The organism is Streptomyces sp. DSM 120436 (genome assembly GCF_055778765.1).
The window spans coordinates 91,125-106,691 of record NZ_JBSKBS010000004.1; the positions used below are offsets into that span (position 1 = coordinate 91,125).

The 15,567-nt window shown below is 69.5% G+C and carries 14 protein-coding genes; 7 read left to right on the forward strand and 7 right to left on the reverse strand.

Translation table 11 applies throughout. The features are described from left to right. Positions 1–105 precede the first annotated feature (105 nt). From ACWH4W_RS32025 to ACWH4W_RS32050, 6 genes are all read left to right on the forward strand, one after another. Positions 106–1,662 (forward strand): MFS transporter, encoded by a 1,557-nt coding sequence (locus ACWH4W_RS32025; RefSeq protein ID WP_473079410.1) that lies wholly within the window; start codon positions 106–108, stop codon positions 1,660–1,662. Positions 1,663–1,667: 5 nt separating this feature from the next. Further along, positions 1,668–2,336, forward strand: coding sequence for a TetR/AcrR family transcriptional regulator (locus ACWH4W_RS32030; RefSeq protein WP_473079373.1), 669 nt, complete (start codon positions 1,668–1,670; stop codon positions 2,334–2,336). 194 nt (positions 2,337–2,530) lie between these two features. Further along, positions 2,531–3,133 carry a DoxX family protein gene (locus ACWH4W_RS32035; RefSeq protein WP_473079374.1) on the forward strand — a complete coding sequence of 201 codons (603 nt, stop codon included), beginning with the start codon at positions 2,531–2,533 and terminating at the stop codon, positions 3,131–3,133. Between the two features lie 200 nt (positions 3,134–3,333). Beyond that, positions 3,334–4,569 (forward strand): IS701 family transposase, encoded by a 1,236-nt coding sequence (locus ACWH4W_RS32040; protein WP_473075282.1) that lies wholly within the window; start codon positions 3,334–3,336, stop codon positions 4,567–4,569. Between the two features lie 183 nt (positions 4,570–4,752). Beyond that, entirely contained in the window at positions 4,753–5,736 is a 984-nt protein-coding gene (locus ACWH4W_RS32045) for a polyprenyl synthetase family protein (RefSeq protein WP_473079411.1), read from the forward strand. Positions 5,737–6,265: 529 nt separating this feature from the next. Next, positions 6,266–7,042, forward strand: coding sequence for an isoprenyl transferase (locus ACWH4W_RS32050; RefSeq protein WP_473079375.1), 777 nt, complete (start codon positions 6,266–6,268; stop codon positions 7,040–7,042). On the opposite strand, the gene ACWH4W_RS32055 is transcribed toward ACWH4W_RS32050, so the two are convergent. Continuing rightward, entirely contained in the window at positions 7,030–7,176 is a 147-nt protein-coding gene (locus ACWH4W_RS32055; protein WP_473079376.1) for a hypothetical protein, read from the reverse strand. The two genes, ACWH4W_RS32050 and ACWH4W_RS32055, sit on opposite strands and share 13 nt — an antisense overlap. A gap of 367 nt (positions 7,177–7,543) precedes the next feature. Here ACWH4W_RS32055 and ACWH4W_RS32060 point away from each other — a divergent pair, with 367 nt between their 5' ends. Then, a complete protein-coding gene (locus ACWH4W_RS32060; RefSeq protein WP_473079377.1) occupies positions 7,544–9,067 on the forward strand; it encodes an MFS transporter in 1,524 nt (507 codons plus the stop codon). A 143-nt stretch (positions 9,068–9,210) separates the two neighbouring features. Here the strand turns inward: ACWH4W_RS32060 and ACWH4W_RS32065 are convergent, their stop codons facing one another. The 6 genes from ACWH4W_RS32065 to ACWH4W_RS32090 all read right to left on the reverse strand — a co-directional run bounded on the left by ACWH4W_RS32065 (position 9,211) and on the right by ACWH4W_RS32090 (position 15,505). Continuing rightward, a complete protein-coding gene (locus ACWH4W_RS32065; protein WP_473079378.1) occupies positions 9,211–9,549 on the reverse strand; it encodes an SRPBCC family protein in 339 nt (112 codons plus the stop codon). Beyond that, a complete protein-coding gene (locus ACWH4W_RS32070) occupies positions 9,546–10,166 on the reverse strand; it encodes an aromatase/cyclase (RefSeq protein WP_473079379.1) in 621 nt (206 codons plus the stop codon). The genes ACWH4W_RS32065 and ACWH4W_RS32070 overlap by 4 nt, the downstream gene beginning before the upstream one ends. Before the next feature lie 90 nt (positions 10,167–10,256). Continuing rightward, positions 10,257–10,613 carry a hypothetical protein gene (locus ACWH4W_RS32075; protein WP_473079380.1) on the reverse strand — a complete coding sequence of 119 codons (357 nt, stop codon included), beginning with the start codon at positions 10,611–10,613 and terminating at the stop codon, positions 10,257–10,259. Positions 10,614–11,215: 602 nt separating this feature from the next. Beyond that, positions 11,216–12,037, reverse strand: coding sequence for an AfsR/SARP family transcriptional regulator (locus tag ACWH4W_RS32080; protein WP_473079381.1), 822 nt, complete (start codon positions 12,035–12,037; stop codon positions 11,216–11,218). Between the two features lie 335 nt (positions 12,038–12,372). Then, positions 12,373–13,041 (reverse strand): ScbR family autoregulator-binding transcription factor, encoded by a 669-nt coding sequence (locus tag ACWH4W_RS32085; protein WP_473079382.1) that lies wholly within the window; start codon positions 13,039–13,041, stop codon positions 12,373–12,375. A 157-nt stretch (positions 13,042–13,198) separates the two neighbouring features. Then, positions 13,199–15,505 (reverse strand): (Fe-S)-binding protein, encoded by a 2,307-nt coding sequence (locus tag ACWH4W_RS32090; protein WP_473079383.1) that lies wholly within the window; start codon positions 15,503–15,505, stop codon positions 13,199–13,201. Positions 15,506–15,567: the final 62 nt, after the last annotated feature.

The window sequence follows — 15,567 nt, forward strand, 5'->3', positions numbered from 1 at the left end:
CGGAGTTCAAGCGATCCTCAAGTGTGGTTGTGGCACACAAAAGAGAGTCACACTATGCTGCGGGTCACGCTTTACTGATAGTGACTCTCATGTGGAGGGGTGATGATGGACCAGGAAAAGGCGAAGTGGTGGGCGCTCGTCGGCATCGTCGTCAGCGTTCTCGTGCTCGGCTTCGACCTGACGATCCTGAACGTCGCACTGCCGACGATGGCGGCGGACATCGGCGCGAGCACCGGTGAGCTGCAGTGGATCGTGGACTCGTACGTGGTCGTCTTCGCGGCCCTCATGCTGCCCGCGGGGCTGCTCGGTGACCGCTTCGGCCGGCGCAAGCTGCTGGTCACAGGGCTGGGTATCTTCATGGCCGGCAGCATCCTGGGTGTGTTCGCCGACACCCCGGACGTGGTCATCGGGGCCCGTACGTTGATGGGCGTCGGCGGCGCGCTGGTCATGCCGCTCGCGCTCTCCGTGATCCCCGCGCTCTTCGACGACAAGGACCGGACGAAGGCGATCGGCGCGGTCACGGCGGGTGCCTCGATCGGTATGCCGCTCGGGCCGCTGCTGGGCGGCTGGCTGCTCGACAACTTCTGGTGGGGCTCGATCTTCGTGATCAACATCCCGCTGGTCGCCATCGGCATCGTGACCTGCGCGCTGCTGATCCCCGAGACCCGGGACCCGGCTGCCCCGCGGGTCGACGTGCTCAGCGCGGCGCTCAGCGTCATCGGCCTCGGCGCGCTCGTCTTCGGCATCATCGAGGCGCCCAGCCGGGGCTGGGGTGACACACTGGTCGTGGCGTCGCTGGCCGGTTCCGTCGTGCTCCTTTGCGGCCTTGTCCTGCGTGAGCGGCGGGCCGAGCGCCCGATGATCGACATCAGCCTCCTCGGCAACCGTGCCTTCGGGTGGAACGCGCTTGTGGCCGTCATCGTGACCCTCGTCGTCACCGGTCTGCTGTTCGTGCTGCCGCAGTACCTGCAGGCGGTGCAGGACAACGACCCGTTCGGCACCGGGCTGCGGCTCGCCCCGATGATGGTCGGCCTGCTGGTCGTCGCGAAGGCGGCGCCGAAGCTGATGGAGCGTTTCGGCAACCGGGTCGTGGTCAGCCTGGGCATGGTGCTGTTTGCCGTCTCCCTGCTGCTCGGTGCCCAGACCGACGCCTCCGACGGCTACGGCTACACCGCCCTGTGGCTCACCATGACGGGCTTCGCCTTCGGCTTCGCGATGGTGCCGGCCCTGGACGCCGCGCTCGCCGCGCTGCCCCGTGACCGCGCGGGCAGCGGCACCGGACTGCTCACCACCTTGCGCCAGGTCGGCGGTGCTCTCGGCGTCGCGCTCCTCGGCAGTCTGCTGAGCTGGCGGTTCACCGAGCAACTCAACACCGAGGGGCTGCCCGCGGCAGCCGCCGACGTGGCCGATGAGTCCGTGGTCTCCGCGCACGTCGTCGCCGACCGGCTGGATCTGCCCCAGCTGACCCAGTCGGCGAACGAGGCCTATGTCTCCGGAATGAACATGGTGCTGCTCATCTGCGGCATCGCCGCGGCCCTGGCCGCCGTCCTCACCGCGGTCTGCATCCCCGACAACAGGAAGAAGGCGGGGCAGAAGGAGCCGGTGGAGCGTGCGTCCGACGACGCGGGATTCGCCCCGGCGGACGTCAACGCAGGACAATGACGACCATGTCCTCCTCCGGAACGCACCACACCGCACCGTCCACGCGGGAACCCGCCCCCGACCGGGGGCGGGCCCCCGCGGCCACGGGGGCCGGCGTCAGTTTGCGCGAACGCAAGAAGATGCGCACCCGCCAGGCCATCCGCGAGTCGGCTTTCCGGCTCATAGAGGAACAGGGTTACCACAGCACCACGGTGGAGCAGATCGCGGAAGCCGCAGAGGTCTCCTCCAGTACCGTCTTCCGGTACTTCCCGACCAAGGAGGACATCGTGCTCACGGCCGAGCACGATGCCCTGATGGAGCAGGCCCTCCGTGAACGCCCGGCATCGGAGCCGCCACTGGTCGCCGTGCGGGAGGCGATCACCGGATCGATGCACGGGCTGTACCAGGAGCCCCCCCGGGAGCTCATCCGGCGGCTGCAGCTCATCAGCCAGGTGCCGGAGCTGCGGGCCCAGATGCACGTGATCATGGACCGGAACGTCGAGATGCTTCGCCGGGCGCTGGCGGAACGCACCGGGCGGCCAAAGGAGAACCTGGAACTCAGAGTCGTGGCCGGCGCGGTCTGCGGCGCACTCACCCACGTGATCTTCGACTGGGCCGACGGGGGTCAGCAGGAGGACCTGCTGGAGACCATCGACCGGGCGCTGACGGTACTGGAACGCGGCATGACACTCTGACAGCCCCACCACACCAGCGCATGACGAACGAGGCCGCCGGCCCGGTGGATCGAGATTCCTCCGTCTCGATTCACCGGCCGGCGGCCTCGTTCGTTTCCGGACCTGCCACATCCGCACCACGCGTCACAGTAGGCGGGATATGAACCTCAAAGGAAATCATCCGAGAATGAGACTCCTCCAGGGAGACGAGGCCCATGCGTATCTATGGACAGGCTGCACGCTTCCTTGAGGGCATCGGTGCCTCATTCGGAATTACCGCACTAAGGATCTCCATAGGCGTCATCTTCCTGTGGTTCGGCGTTCCCAAGCTTTTCCCGGGAGTCAGCCCGGCGGAGGCGTTGGCCGCGGAAACCGTGGAGCGGCTGACGTTCGGGATCATCGAGGGAACGGTTGCTTCCGTACTGACCGGGGCGCTGGAGACCGTGATCGGAATACTCCTGATCAGTGGAAGAGCACTCCCTCTGACGATCATGACGCTCCTCGGACATATGGCGGGTACGTTCACTCCGCTCTTCATTTTCCCGAGAAAGACTTGGGAGTCTTTCTGTATCGGCACCCTCGAGGGTCAGTACATCCTGAAGAATATGGTGATCATAGCGGCTGCTTTTGCAGTCATCGGTCATTCGAAGTCGCGGAAGCAGCCTCGGGCGGGCGGGGCTCTCTTGCTGAACAGCTCAGAGAATTCCGCTCCGGTGACCCGGCTACCCGAAACGTCTGTATCTGATTACCGATCCGCTCGCCTCCCCCCAGCGAAGAAGGACCGCCGTGACGACCCTGCCCCCGCCCCACGCCGCTGACCCCGTCCTGATCGAACAGACCCGCGCCGACGTGCTCGCCCGCGTCTAGTACTCCAGCAGCGGTTCGCTATCTGGCCTGGTCAGAGGCATTGTCGGGAGTGTAGTTGGCTGCTGGCACGTCAGGGGCTGTCTTGCCGGACCGCCCCTCCAACGAATGACATCGAAAACTGTCTGCGCTGTGACGAGGGCAGTCTTCCCGCGTGATCGATGACCTTGCCGACGCGACCTGGGACCGTGAACTCGACGACCTCTTCCTGCGCATCGGCCACCGTTTCGGCCGTGCCGACCTGCGACGCCGTATGCGTGACTACGTCCGTGCCCTGCTCGGCCCGGTCGGCCGCAAGAACGGCTGGCAGCTGGCCGAACACGCAGGCCACCGCACCCCCGACGGCCTGCAACGGCTGCTGAACGGAGCTACCTGGAACGCCGACGACATCCGCGACGACCTGCAGGCATACGTCGCTGAACGACTCGGCGAAGCCGACGGAGTCCTCATCCTCGACGACACTGGCTTCGTCAAGAAAGGCACCACCTCCGCAGGTGTCCAGCGCCAGTACTCCGGCACCGCCGGCCGCACCGAGAACTGCCAGATCGGTGTCTTCGCCGCCTACGCCACCACCCACGGACGCGCCCTGGTGGACCGCGAACTGTATCTGCCCAAGTCCTGGACGGACGACCGCGAACGCTGCCGCGCCGCCAAGATTCCTGATGAGAGGGTCTTCGCCACCAAACCAGAACTGGCCAGGGCCATGGTGCTGCGCGCACTCGCCTCGCCGCTGCCGATCGCCTGGGTGACCGCGGATGCCGCCTACGGCCAGGAGTGGCGCTTTCGGCGGGTACTGGAAGAAACCGCCGTCGGCTATGTGCTCGCCGTCCCGAAGTCCCAGCCGGTGCCCCGCTTCGGCCGGATCGACTATCTCTTCAGCCAGGCACCGGGTGAGGCATGGGAGCAACGTTCGTGCGGCGACGGCGCCAAGGGCCCGCGCGTCTATGACTGGGCAGCCGTCCAGCTCCCGGTGATCGAGGACTTCGACAGTGAGCGGCCCGCCCATCACCGCTGGGCGCTGGCCCGGCGCAGCATCAGCAGACCCGATCAGGTCGCCTACTACCTCGCATACGCGCCGGTGGGAGCCGGTGTCGACCAGCTCGTGCGCGTTGCCGGACGTCGGTGGGCGATCGAGGAATGCTTCCAGGCTGCGAAGAACGAGTGCGGCCTGGACCAGTACGAAGTCCGCCGCTACGTCGGATGGATGAGGCACATCACCCTGGCCATGCTCGCGCATGCCTTTCTCGCGGTCACGGCGGCCCAGGCGGCGGCAAAGGGGGGCGCAGAAACGGTTCCACCATGGTCCCGCTCACCGTGGCAGAAGTCCGTCGGCTGCTGGCAACTGACCCCGCCCACCGGCCCCGCCCGCCCCTTCGCATCCATGCGCTGAGTTGGTCGCGATGGCGGCGAAGGCGTCAGGCCGTGGCCCGGCACTGTCACTACCGACGACGATGTCATTCGTTGGAGGGGCGGTCCGGCAAGACAGCCCCTGACGTGCCAGCAGCCAACTACACTCCCGACAATGCCTCTGACCAGGCCAGATAGCGAACCGCTGCTGGAGTACTAGGAGCGGCTGCGAAGCTTCCTCGCGCAGGAGCGGTCTCGCTGGTTCGGTATCGACCCCCGGGCGGTTCAACCGGCCGAGGCCCTCGCCGCATTCATCAAGGGCGGCGGCAAGCAACTATGGCCGGTGTTCTCCCTCAGCGGTTCCCTGGCCGCGGCGGCAGCCCCCTCCGACCCGGTCGCCGTCGAAGCCGCAGCCGCGCTCGAGCTGCTGCAGACCTTCATCCTGATCCAGGATGACATCGCCGACAACTCCTCGCTGCGCCGCGGCAGGCCCACTGTCCACGAGGCGTTCGCCGCAGAGCACCGGGCGCGCGGCTGGCAGGGGGAGTTGCGTCGCTTCGGTGAGGGCGTCGGGGTCCTCGCGGGCGATCTGGCCTTCGTCTACGCCGATCAACTGGCCGCACGGCTGCCCGCCCCGGTCCGGACGGTGTGGAACGAACTGCGGGCCGAACCGGTCATAGGCCAGCACCTGGACATGGTGGTCGCCGCCGAGGGCGTGGTCGACCCCGTGCTTTCCCGTTGGGTCGCGGTGCGAAAGTCCGGCCGCTACACGACTCACCGCCTGTTGGAGCTCGGTGCCGCACTCGCCGGGCGGCCGGACAGGGCCGCCGCCTTCGAACGCTATGGCCTGGCGCTCGGTGAGGCGTTCCAGCTGCGTGACGACCTGATCGACGTCTTCGGTTCCACCGAGGACACGGGCAAGCCGACCGGACTGGACTTCGCTGAGCACAAGATGACGCTGCTCCCCGCCCTGGCCGTGGAGCGCGACCGGCGAGTACGGGACCTCCTGGACCGCAGGGACGACCAGCCGGGGGACGGCGAGCTGCTGCGGAAGGTCCTGGAGGAGACCGGGGTGAAGGCGACCGTCGAGCGCACGATCGCGTCCCTGGTCGACAAGGCCCGTGCCTCCCTGGCCGATGTGCAGCTCGACGGCACCTGGCGTCAGGAGTTCTCGCGCCCCGCCACGCAGGTGGCGTACCGCAGCAACTGACCCTGACCGCTCCGTGACCTGGGGCGGTTGGGCCCGGGCGCCCCGCGTCGGTCGTCGCCCGCCGCCGCCACTGCCTGGAAGGAACCGGCTCGGGCAACGATTCCGGACAGCAGGAAGGCCGCCCTCGAGCCGGGCGGGCCCGGACGGGCGGCGGGGCCCGGACGCTCGAGCCCTTCCGCGGCAAGCTCTCGCACTCCGCCAAGCGTTTCACGCTCACGTGAAGGGCCTCGAGGCCGGTGACGCGCCGGTCCCGCGCCTGGGCCGTACCCGCCGGTCAGGACGTGGACGGCGAAGGGGCGCCTGTGGTCGTGCGGGACGAGTTCAAGGCGCCCGTCCGGGACGAGTTCAAGGCGCCCGTCCCGGAAGACGTGCGGCCGCAGCCGCCACCGGTCGGCGCCGGACGTCTCCTCGACGGGGACCGGGCGGTGGCGGGATCCGTCGGGGGCACGGGTGAACGTCCTTTCCGGCGGCCTCCGTGGCGATACTGTGGCGCTCGGACCCCGGTGGTTGCTGATCGAAGGGACACGGCGTGGCACTCAGGGCGCTTCGCGCGGCGTTGGAAGCGGTGTACGTCAGGCGCCTGGCTCGCAAGGTGGAGGGCCTGCCCCGGCCGCGGCACGTCGCGATCATGCTGGACGGCAACCGCCGGTGGGCCCGTAGCGCAGGGCACGACGACCCGCGTGAAGGCTATCGCGTCGGCGGGACGAAGGTCGGTGACTTCCTGCGCTGGTGCGACGCCGCCAAGATCGAGCACGTCACACTGTGGATGCTCTCCGACGACAACCTCCACCGGCCCGCGAACGAGCTCGGGCCGCTGATCGAGATCATCGAGGAGACGGTCCAGAGCATCTGCGCGGCCGACGAGCCGTGGCAGATCGAGATCATCGGCGCACTGGACCTGCTGCCGGGCGACAGTGCCCGCGTCCTGAAGGACGCGTCCGCCCGCACCAGCGGCCGCACCGGGCTCAAGGTCGACGTCGCCGTCGGGTACGGCGGCCGACGCGAGATCGTGGACGCCGTCAAGACCGCGTTCGAGAAGCACACCGCCGCCGGGGGCGACCCGCAGGAGCTGGCGGAGAACTTCGACCTCGAGCACATCTCCGACAACCTGTACTCCCCGGCCGGCCGCGACACCGACTTCATCATCCGCACGTCCGGCGAGCAGCGGCTGTCCGGGTTCCTGTTGTGGCAGTCCGCCTACGCGGAAGTGCATTTCGTCGAGGTCCTGTGGCCAGCGTTCCGGCAGATAGACCTGCTGCGCGCGCTGCGCTCGTACGCGGCGCGGGAACGCCGCTATGGTCGCTGACGTCGCGCCGGGTGCGCCGTCCGCGGGTCGGCGAGGACCACGTCCACGGCCCGCTTGACGGAGCTGCCCCGGCTCTCGTCGCTGGAGACGACCACGCACCGCCGGGGCGCTGCGACCTCCTCCAGGGCTTTCATCAGCCGGGTCTGCAAGAATCCAGGCAGGCCTCTTGTCCCGGCCGCTTCCCGCCGCTCCCCGGTGCCCCGGTCCTCCAGGGGCGCAGCGCCGTCGCGGCTGAGCGCAGCGCGGTGGCGGCGGCCCGCGCGTGGCTGTCGCAGCGTGCCGGGGTCAATGCCGAGTTCCTCGGCAGTCTCTGGGACCGGCTTCCCGGTCCCGATCACGCGGGCGGCGCCCCCACCCCGGCCTGAGGGCCGGGGCATCCTCCGGTTACCGGTGATCGATGCGGCCATCCGGCCCGGCTCACCAGGACCATGTCACAGACCGGCCGACGTGACCGTCTTGGGGATGGGGCCTCAGTCCGCCCGATGCGACGTGAACAAGGAGATGACCATGGAGACAAGCGCAGCCCCCACGGCCGGGCCGGGCTCGGGGGCGGCCGTGGACCCAAGGCGGTGGCTGATCCTCGCCGTCGTCTGCACCGCCTACCTCATGGTCGGCCTCGATCTGACGGTGATGAACCTCGCCCTGCCGTCGGCGCAGGAAACGCTGGAGTTCACGGACGCCGACCGGCAGTGGATCGTGACCGCCTACGCGCTGCCGTTCGGAGGCCTGCTGCTGTTCTTCGGACGGCTGTCCGACCTGTTCGGCCGCAAGGAGACCTTCCTCACCGGGCTGACCGGCTTCGCGATCGCCTCCGCCGTCGGCGGTGCCGCGAACAGCTTCGGAATGCTGGTGACGGCCCGCGCCTGCCAGGGCGTCTTCGCCGCGATGCTGGCACCGGCCTGCCTGGCCCTGCTGGCCACCACGTTCACGGACCCGAAGGAGAAGGCCAAGGCCTTCGGCGCCTTCAGTGCGGTCGCGGCCAGCGGTACGGGTCTGGGCCTGATCATCGGCGGTGTGCTGACCGACGGCCTGAACTGGCGTTGGTGCATGTACGTCAACCTGGTCTTCGCCGGAGTGGCGTTCGTCGGCGGCACGATGCTGCTGCACAAGCAGCCCAGGACGGGCGCGCGGATGGACCTCCCCGGTGTGCTGCTGGGAACGGGCGGCATGTTCTCCGTGGTCTACGGCTTCTCCAACGCCGCGGACGACAGCTGGAGCACCCCCGGAACGTGGGGATTCCTCGCCTTCGGCGGTGTGCTGCTGGCCGTGTTCGCGTTCTGGCAGACGCGCACCGCGCAGCCGCTGCTGCCGCCCCGGATCGTCCTGGACCGCAACCGCGGCGGCGCCTACCTCGCCGTGCTGTTCGTCGGAACCGGCGTGTTCGGGGTCATGCTGTTCCTCATCTACTACATGCAGACCGACCTGGACTACTCGGCCATCGTCTCGGGCGTCTCGCTGCTGCCGCTGATCGTGCTCACCGGTGTGGGCGCCAACGTGGGCGGCGTGAAGCTGATGCCGAAGACCGGCCCCAGGCCGCTGGTCACCGCCGGTCTGCTGCTCACCGCGGCCGCCATGGCCTGGCTGACCCGGATCGGTCCGGACTCCGGCTACGCGACGCACCTGCTCGGCCCGACCATGGTGGCCGGCCTCGGCATGGGTCTCATCTTCGCCGCGGTGCTGAGCACCGGTACCTCCGGCGTGATGCCCGAGGACGCGGGCATCGCCTCGGCGTGCGTCAACACCGGCCAGCAGATCGGCGGTGCGATCGGCGTCGCCCTGCTCAACACGATCGCCGCCACCGCCACCACCGACTGGCTGAGGAGCAATGTGCAGGGGCAGCCGACACCGGAGCAGCTCTCCCTGGCGTCGATCGAGGGATACACCACGGTGTTCTGGTGGTGCACCGCCATCTTCGCCGCCGGCGCCGTCGTCAGCGCCCTGCTGCTGCGCGGCGGTCCCCTGCCGGCCTCCGAGGACACGCCCGCCGGCAGCCCTTCCGAGCAGCCGGAGGCAACACGCTCCTGACCCCGGGTCACCCCCGTACCCGCCGGTCAGGTCCGTGCGGCCGGTGACGCCTGGGCTCGTCCCGGACGTCACCGGCCGCACCAAAGGCCCGCCGTCGTCACCCTTCGACCATGCCGTACGAAGGCACCGCACCGGGCCGGACGTCACCGCATGCACACGGCGCTCTCGGCGTGCTGCTTGGCCAGGGCGAGCAGGACCAGGCACTCCGAGCCGAGTGCCGCCCGCACGTACTGGCGGGCCTGTGCGAGGCCGGTTCTCTCGCCGAGCACCGCGGCGATGTCCTCCTCCCGCAGCACGACGCTCTGCCTCCCCGTGACGGTCACCCCCGTCTCGTCCGGGACGACGGGCCATTCGCCGGTGTGCGCCGACAGCAGGTCGGGGACCACGGTCCGCTCGCAGACGATGCGGCCCGCGCTCGGGAAGCAGATCCGCACCGACTCGGTGGTCTGCGAGCCGCGCCCGGTCAGCGTCTGCAGCGTCACGCACTGCACCCGGGGCGCGCGGCCTCGGTGAGACCGGCCCGCACGATGTGCGGCACCGTCCCGGTCCAGTCCCCCGCCCGGTACAGAAAGTCGTAGGCCAGCTCGGCCGGGCCGTGGATGCGCACCGAGTCCTCGAAGGACAGCGCCAGTTCGTCCAGACGCGTCCACTGCTCGGCGAACCGCTTCAGGTCGGTGAGCTGCGTGCGGAGGTTCAGATCGGCGCACCACGCCGCCCACGCCGCCTCGTCGGGAAGATCGCCGGAGGTGCTGAAGCCGTACTGCAGTTCGAGCTCGGCGTCGCGCGGCCCGTGGTCGCGTACGCTCAACGCGCCGGTGATGGATTCCAGCGGGGACGCGGAGCGTTCCTGCCGGAACTCGATGCGGCGCTCCACCGGGTCCAGGCGCCGCGACGCGGTCCACGACCTCAGCCGCCCGTCCAGGAGGGACCACACCCGCAGGCGCTCCCGCTCGCTGTCGAGCTCCAGCCGCTCCACGTGGACGCTCGCGGAGAAACAGAGCGGCAGCCTGACCGCATCGGCGAGCACCGCGTAGACCACGCCGGCGGGCGCCTCCACGTGCATGCGGTGCCTCGCTCTGCCCACACGCTCACCAGACATCTGAACACTTCTCTTCACAGCGCGCCGTCCGGGACGCGGACCGGGTCCGGACGGCGGGACGGGGACCCGGATCCGATGGCCGACGACGGATCAGCCGACGGGCGCCGGCTCCCGGACCAGCCTGCCGGCGATGCGGCGGGCCTGGCCCAGGAACCGGGGCAGTCCGCGACCACCCCGTACGAGGAAGTGGCGCCCGGGGACGGGGCGCGACCACACCGGCCCCGTGGTCCAGTGGCGCCAGCCGTCGGCTGCCGCGGGCGGAGCCAGGGGAATCTCCCGCGAGGCGACGACCAGCACCGGAACGGTCAGCGGGCCGACCGGGGAGGGACTGCGGACCGACTCCTGCGGGGCGCGGGCCAGTTGCAGGTCGGCGGGGGGCGCCGGGAGGGCGGCACGGCCCCGGTCCCTTCCGTCCCCAGCGGACGGCGCGGCGCTCCCGCCGCTCACGGCGGGCGGCGTCGCCGGGCCCGGCGGCCGCCGGGCCCCGGGCGGTCCGAGGGGCATGTGCGGCGAAGGACAGGCCCCGGAGGCGAGCAGCACCGGACCCGGCGCGGACCTCGTGCAGGGCACGGGCCACGGCGAGCGCCACCATCGCACCGAGTCCGTGCCCGTACAGCGCGCACGGGCCGGGGTGCGGGACGGTGAGCTGAGGCAGGACGTCGGCGGGCAGGGCCCGGTACGCGGTCGTCGGGGTTTCGGTCCGCCGCCTCGTGCGGTCCGGCAGGGGGACCGGGACCGGCTGCACACCGGAGCCGACGCTCGCCGCCCGGTCGTCGAAGACGGGGAGGCCCTCACCGGAGCGTGCGAAGCAGTGCAGTCGCACCGGCTCTTCGTCCGCCATGCCGTCCTCCCTCACGCACACGCCCGATGCCACGGGGCAGACCTCAAGATGCACAGACAGCCGCGAACCGCGCCGCAGACGGAGGGCGGCGGCCGGGATCCCGGGCCGCCGCAGGACTCCGGTACGGCAACGGATGCCTGCCGTGACCACCGGTCGGACCGGGCGCACACGGGCCGCGGGTCCGTCCGGCAGGATCCGCCTGACGGACCTAGGCCGCGTACCGGTCGAAGGTGGAGCCGCGGCGCGGACCGGCCACCACGTCGAGTTCGGGATCGACCGCGAGCATGGCCTGGTGCAGGCGCTGCAACTGCGGCGAGGGTTCCACTCCGATCTCCTCGATCAGTCCCGTCCGCAGCTTCCGGTACACGTCCAGGGCGGACGCCTGCCGTCCGGACCGGTACAGGGCCACCATCGCCTGGGCGTGCAGGCCCTCGTGCTGGGGGTGACGGGCGATCAGGTCGGTGAGTTCGGCGATCAGTTCCGCGTGCCGGCCGAGCCGCAGATCCGCGTCGATCCGCCGCTCGATGGTCATCAGCCGGGACTCCTCCAGCCGCGTGACCTCGATGCTCAGGACCGAACCGAGTCGCACGTCCACCAGCGCGGGCCCCTGCCACAGGGCGAGAGCCTGCCGGAAGCAGCGGGCGGCCCGCTCGTCCTCGCCCTTCTCGAAGGCCTCCTGGCCCTCGGCGACCAGGCGCTCATAGGTGTACACGTCCGCGGACTCCGGCGGGATCTGCAGCACGTAGCCGCCGTGCCGGGTGGCCAGAACGTCCTTCGCCGCGCCCGGCGCGCCGGGTCCCATCGCCGTACCGAGGTAGCGGCGCAGCTGCATGATGTACGTCTGCAGCGTGGTCATCGCGCTCTGCGGCAGTTCCGTTCCCCAGATCTCCTCCATCAGCGTCGAGACGGACACGACACGGCTTGGATACAACGCGAGCAGAGCAAGGATCTGTCTGGGTTTCCCCGCGGTCGGGACGATCGAGTCTCCGTTCACGACTGCGGACAACGGGCCCAAGACCTGGATCTCCATGGCTCCCTCCGTTCGTCGTCGGGCACCGCCGATGGCGGAAAGTCGTCGGCGATGCTGCACGCTAGCCGTACCCCGGTCGGAGGCACCGGTTTCTTCAGTGGCATTCGAGCAATCCTCGAAGGACCGGGCACGGGGAGGGGGGCCGGGAGGAACGCGGGGAGTGAACACCCCGGGTCCCGGCCGGGAGAAGCGGGCCGTGCAGGGAGCGTTCCCCGGTCCGGGCGTCTCACCCCGGGCACTTTTGGCTTCCGCCGGAGCCTTCTGCCGAGAGCGGGGCCGCACGGGGCCGGTCCCCGTGCGCATCGGGGCCGGCCCTGTCGTGGGGACCCGGGCCCCTACGGACCGGGATGCGTGAGCTGTGCGCGCGCCGGTGCGGGGACGGCCGTTCGCGGCTGTGTGCCGGAGCACACCAGCGTCCCCAGGTGCCGCCGGTCGGCGAACCGCGGCAGCAGCAGCTCCCAGAACCGGGTCACGTTCTGGTGGGACAGCCAGGAGGCGTCCTTGGCGCCGAGCACTTCCAGGCCCACGGTCGCGGCCACGACGACACGGGCGGCGTCGGCCCAGGACACCCCCTCGGCGAGCTCCCCGCAGCGCTCGGCCCGGCGGAGGCCGTCCTCGACCCAGCGCTGCCACTCCTCCCGCAGCGGGGACCTCGCACGGCGCGCGATGTCACCGGCGAGCTCGAAGCCGCCGCGGACCATGACGTCCTGGGCGAGGGCACTCATCAGCTCGTGCGAGGCGTCCACGACCGCCTGGAGCGGGTCCCGCTGACGGGCCTGTGCCGCCTCGGTGATCCGGCGGATGCTCTCGGCTGCCTCTGCCTCGACCGCTTCGGCGAGCATGCTCTTGTTGGCGAAGTGGAAGTGCAGTGCCCCGTTGCTGACACCGGCCCGTTCGCTGATGGTGCCCAGGGACGCGGGCACGAAGCCCACCTCGGCGAACACCTCGGCCGCCGCCCGTATCAGCGAACGCCGCGTGCGAGCGGCCCGCGCCTGTTTGACCATGTGCCGCCTCCCGGACAACGCGACGCCGAATGCCGATCACGCATAAGCCGCTTCAGATTAACAAACCGCGTAGACGGTTTATGCATAGCCTGGAAAACTTGGCCGAATCATGCCGAAGGGGCCGCCCGGAGGCGGCCCCTTCACTGCGCGGTGTGCGTCACTTCACCGGTTCCGGTTCGGGAGCCGGCTCCGGCTCCTCCTCGCCGGCCGGGCCGGCGGGGGTCTTGACGGACTCCAGCAGGAGCTGGGCGACGTCGACGACCTGGGTCGACTCCTTGGCCTTGCCCTCGTTCTTCTTGCCGTTGACCGAGTCGGTCAGCATGACCAGGCAGAACGGGCAGGCGGTGGAGATGATGTCCGGATCCAGGGAGAGGGCCTCGTCGACGCGCTCGTCGTTGATGCGCTTGCCGATCCGCTCCTCCATCCACATCCGGGCGCCGCCGGCGCCGCAGCAGAAGCCGCGCTCCTTGTGACGGTGCATCTCCTCGTTGCGCAGACCCGGGACCTTGCCGATGATCTCGCGCGGCGGCGTGTAGATCTTGTTGTGACGGCCCAGGTAGCACGGGTCGTGGTAGGTGATCAGACCCTCCACCGGGGTGACCGGGATCAGCCTGCCCTCGTCCACCAGGTGCTGCAGCAACTGCGTGTGGTGGATGACCTCGTAGTCACCGCCCAGCTGCGGGTACTCGTTGCCCAGGGTGTTGAGACAGTGCGGACAGGTCGCGACGATCCGCTTCGCCGACTTCGGCTTGCGCGAGGCCTCAGTCACCCTGCCCTCGTCGTCCGTCTCCTCGCCGAACGCGGCATTGAGGGACATCACGTTCTCCATGCCGAGCTCCTGGAACAGGGGCTCGTTGCCCAGCCGGCGGGCGGAGTCACCGGTGCACTTCTCGTCACCGCCCATGATCGCGAACTTCACACCCGCAATGTGCAGCAGCTCCGCGAAGGCCCGGGTGGTCTTCTTCGCACGGTCCTCCAGCGCACCGGCACAGCCCACCCAGTACAGGTACTCCACCTCCGACAGGTCCTCCACGTCCCTGCCCACGACCGGGACCTCGAAGTCGACCTCCTTGGTCCACTCCAGACGCTGCTTCTTCGCCAGACCCCAGGGATTGCCCTTCTTCTCCAGGTTCTTCAGCATCGTGCCCGCCTCGGACGGGAACGCCGACTCGATCATCACCTGATAACGGCGCATGTCGACGATGTGATCGACGTGCTCGATGTCCACCGGACACTGCTCCACGCACGCACCGCAGGTGGTGCACGACCACAGCACGTCCGGATCGATGACACCGCCCGCGGCGAAGCCGCCCTCGGACACAGCCCCGGCGGTGCCGACCAGCGGACGCCCGGCCTCGGCGAGCGCGGCGGCCGGCACACCGGCCAACTGCTCCGCCGACGCCCTCTCCTCGCCCTCCACGGTCCTGCCGCCACCCGCCAGCAGATAGGGCGCCTTGGCATGCGCGTGGTCACGCAGCGACATGATCAGCAGCTTCGGCGAGAGCGGCTTGCCCGTGTTCCACGCCGGACACTGCGACTGACACCGCCCGCACTCGGTACAGGTGGAGAAGTCCAGCAACCCCTTCCAGGAGAACTGCTCCACCTGCGAGACGCCGAAGACGTCGTCGTCACCGGGATCGCTGAAATCGATCGGCCTGCCGCCCGAGGTCATCACCGGCAGCGCACCCAGCGCGGTGGAACCGTCCGCCTCACGCTTGAACCAGATGTTCGGGAACGCCAGGAAACGATGCCAGGCCACCCCCATGTTGATGTTCAACGACACCACGATCATCCACACGAACGAGGTGCTGATCTTCAGACCGGCGAACAGGTAGACCAGGTTCTCCAGGGTGGGCCGGCTCAGCCCCTGGAACCACTCGACGAGCGGATACGAGATGAAGTGCGACGCCTGGTAGTGGTCCACGTGGTGCAGCGCGCCCTCCAGGGCGTGCAGCACCACGATGCAGGTGCCCACGATGACGATGATGGTCTCGACGAAGTACGCCTGGCCGGACTTGGAGCCGGTGAAGCGCGACTTGCGGCCCGGAGCCGAGGGCCGGTTCAACTGCCGGACGACGATCAGGACCAGGACACCGAGCACCGTCATCGTGCCCAGGAACTCGACGAACGCGTTGTAGGGCGTCCAGTGGCCGAGGACCGGCAGCACCCAGTCGGGGTGGAACAGCTGGCCGGTGGCGTTGACCAGGGTCAGGAGCAGCGTGTAGAAGCCCACCGCCACGAACCAGTGCGCCACCCCGATGACGCCCCAGCGGTTCATGCGCGTGTGGACCACGAACTCCCGGGCCAGCGTCACGCTGCGCTGGTAGGGATGGTCGGTCCGCAGGCCCTTCGGGACGGGCTGGCCGAGCCGTAGGAACTGAAGGATCTGCGAGGCGGCGCGGCAGAACAGCGCGCTACCGACCACCATCAGGGTCAACGACACGATGATCGCGACGAGTTGCATGAGCGGGCTCCTCAAACCGGCGAAGGTCGCCTACTAAGCAGTAACTTAATCATTTGGTTTGA

Coding starts and splice junctions, on each gene's coding strand:
- ACWH4W_RS32025 (WP_473079410.1), top strand. CDS start 106: ATGGACCAGGAAAAGGCGAAGTGGTGGGCGCTCGTCGGCATCGTCGTC.
- ACWH4W_RS32030 (WP_473079373.1), top strand. CDS start 1,668: ATGTCCTCCTCCGGAACGCACCACACCGCACCGTCCACGCGGGAACCC.
- ACWH4W_RS32035 (WP_473079374.1), top strand. CDS start 2,531: ATGCGTATCTATGGACAGGCTGCACGCTTCCTTGAGGGCATCGGTGCC.
- ACWH4W_RS32055 (WP_473079376.1), bottom strand. CDS start 7,176: ATGAAAGCCCTGGAGGAGGTCGCAGCGCCCCGGCGGTGCGTGGTCGTC.
- ACWH4W_RS32060 (WP_473079377.1), top strand. CDS start 7,544: ATGACCATGGAGACAAGCGCAGCCCCCACGGCCGGGCCGGGCTCGGGG.
- ACWH4W_RS32070 (WP_473079379.1), bottom strand. CDS start 10,166: ATGTCTGGTGAGCGTGTGGGCAGAGCGAGGCACCGCATGCACGTGGAG.
- ACWH4W_RS32080 (WP_473079381.1), bottom strand. CDS start 12,037: ATGGAGATCCAGGTCTTGGGCCCGTTGTCCGCAGTCGTGAACGGAGAC.
- ACWH4W_RS32085 (WP_473079382.1), bottom strand. CDS start 13,041: ATGGTCAAACAGGCGCGGGCCGCTCGCACGCGGCGTTCGCTGATACGG.
- ACWH4W_RS32090 (WP_473079383.1), bottom strand. CDS start 15,505: ATGCAACTCGTCGCGATCATCGTGTCGTTGACCCTGATGGTGGTCGGT.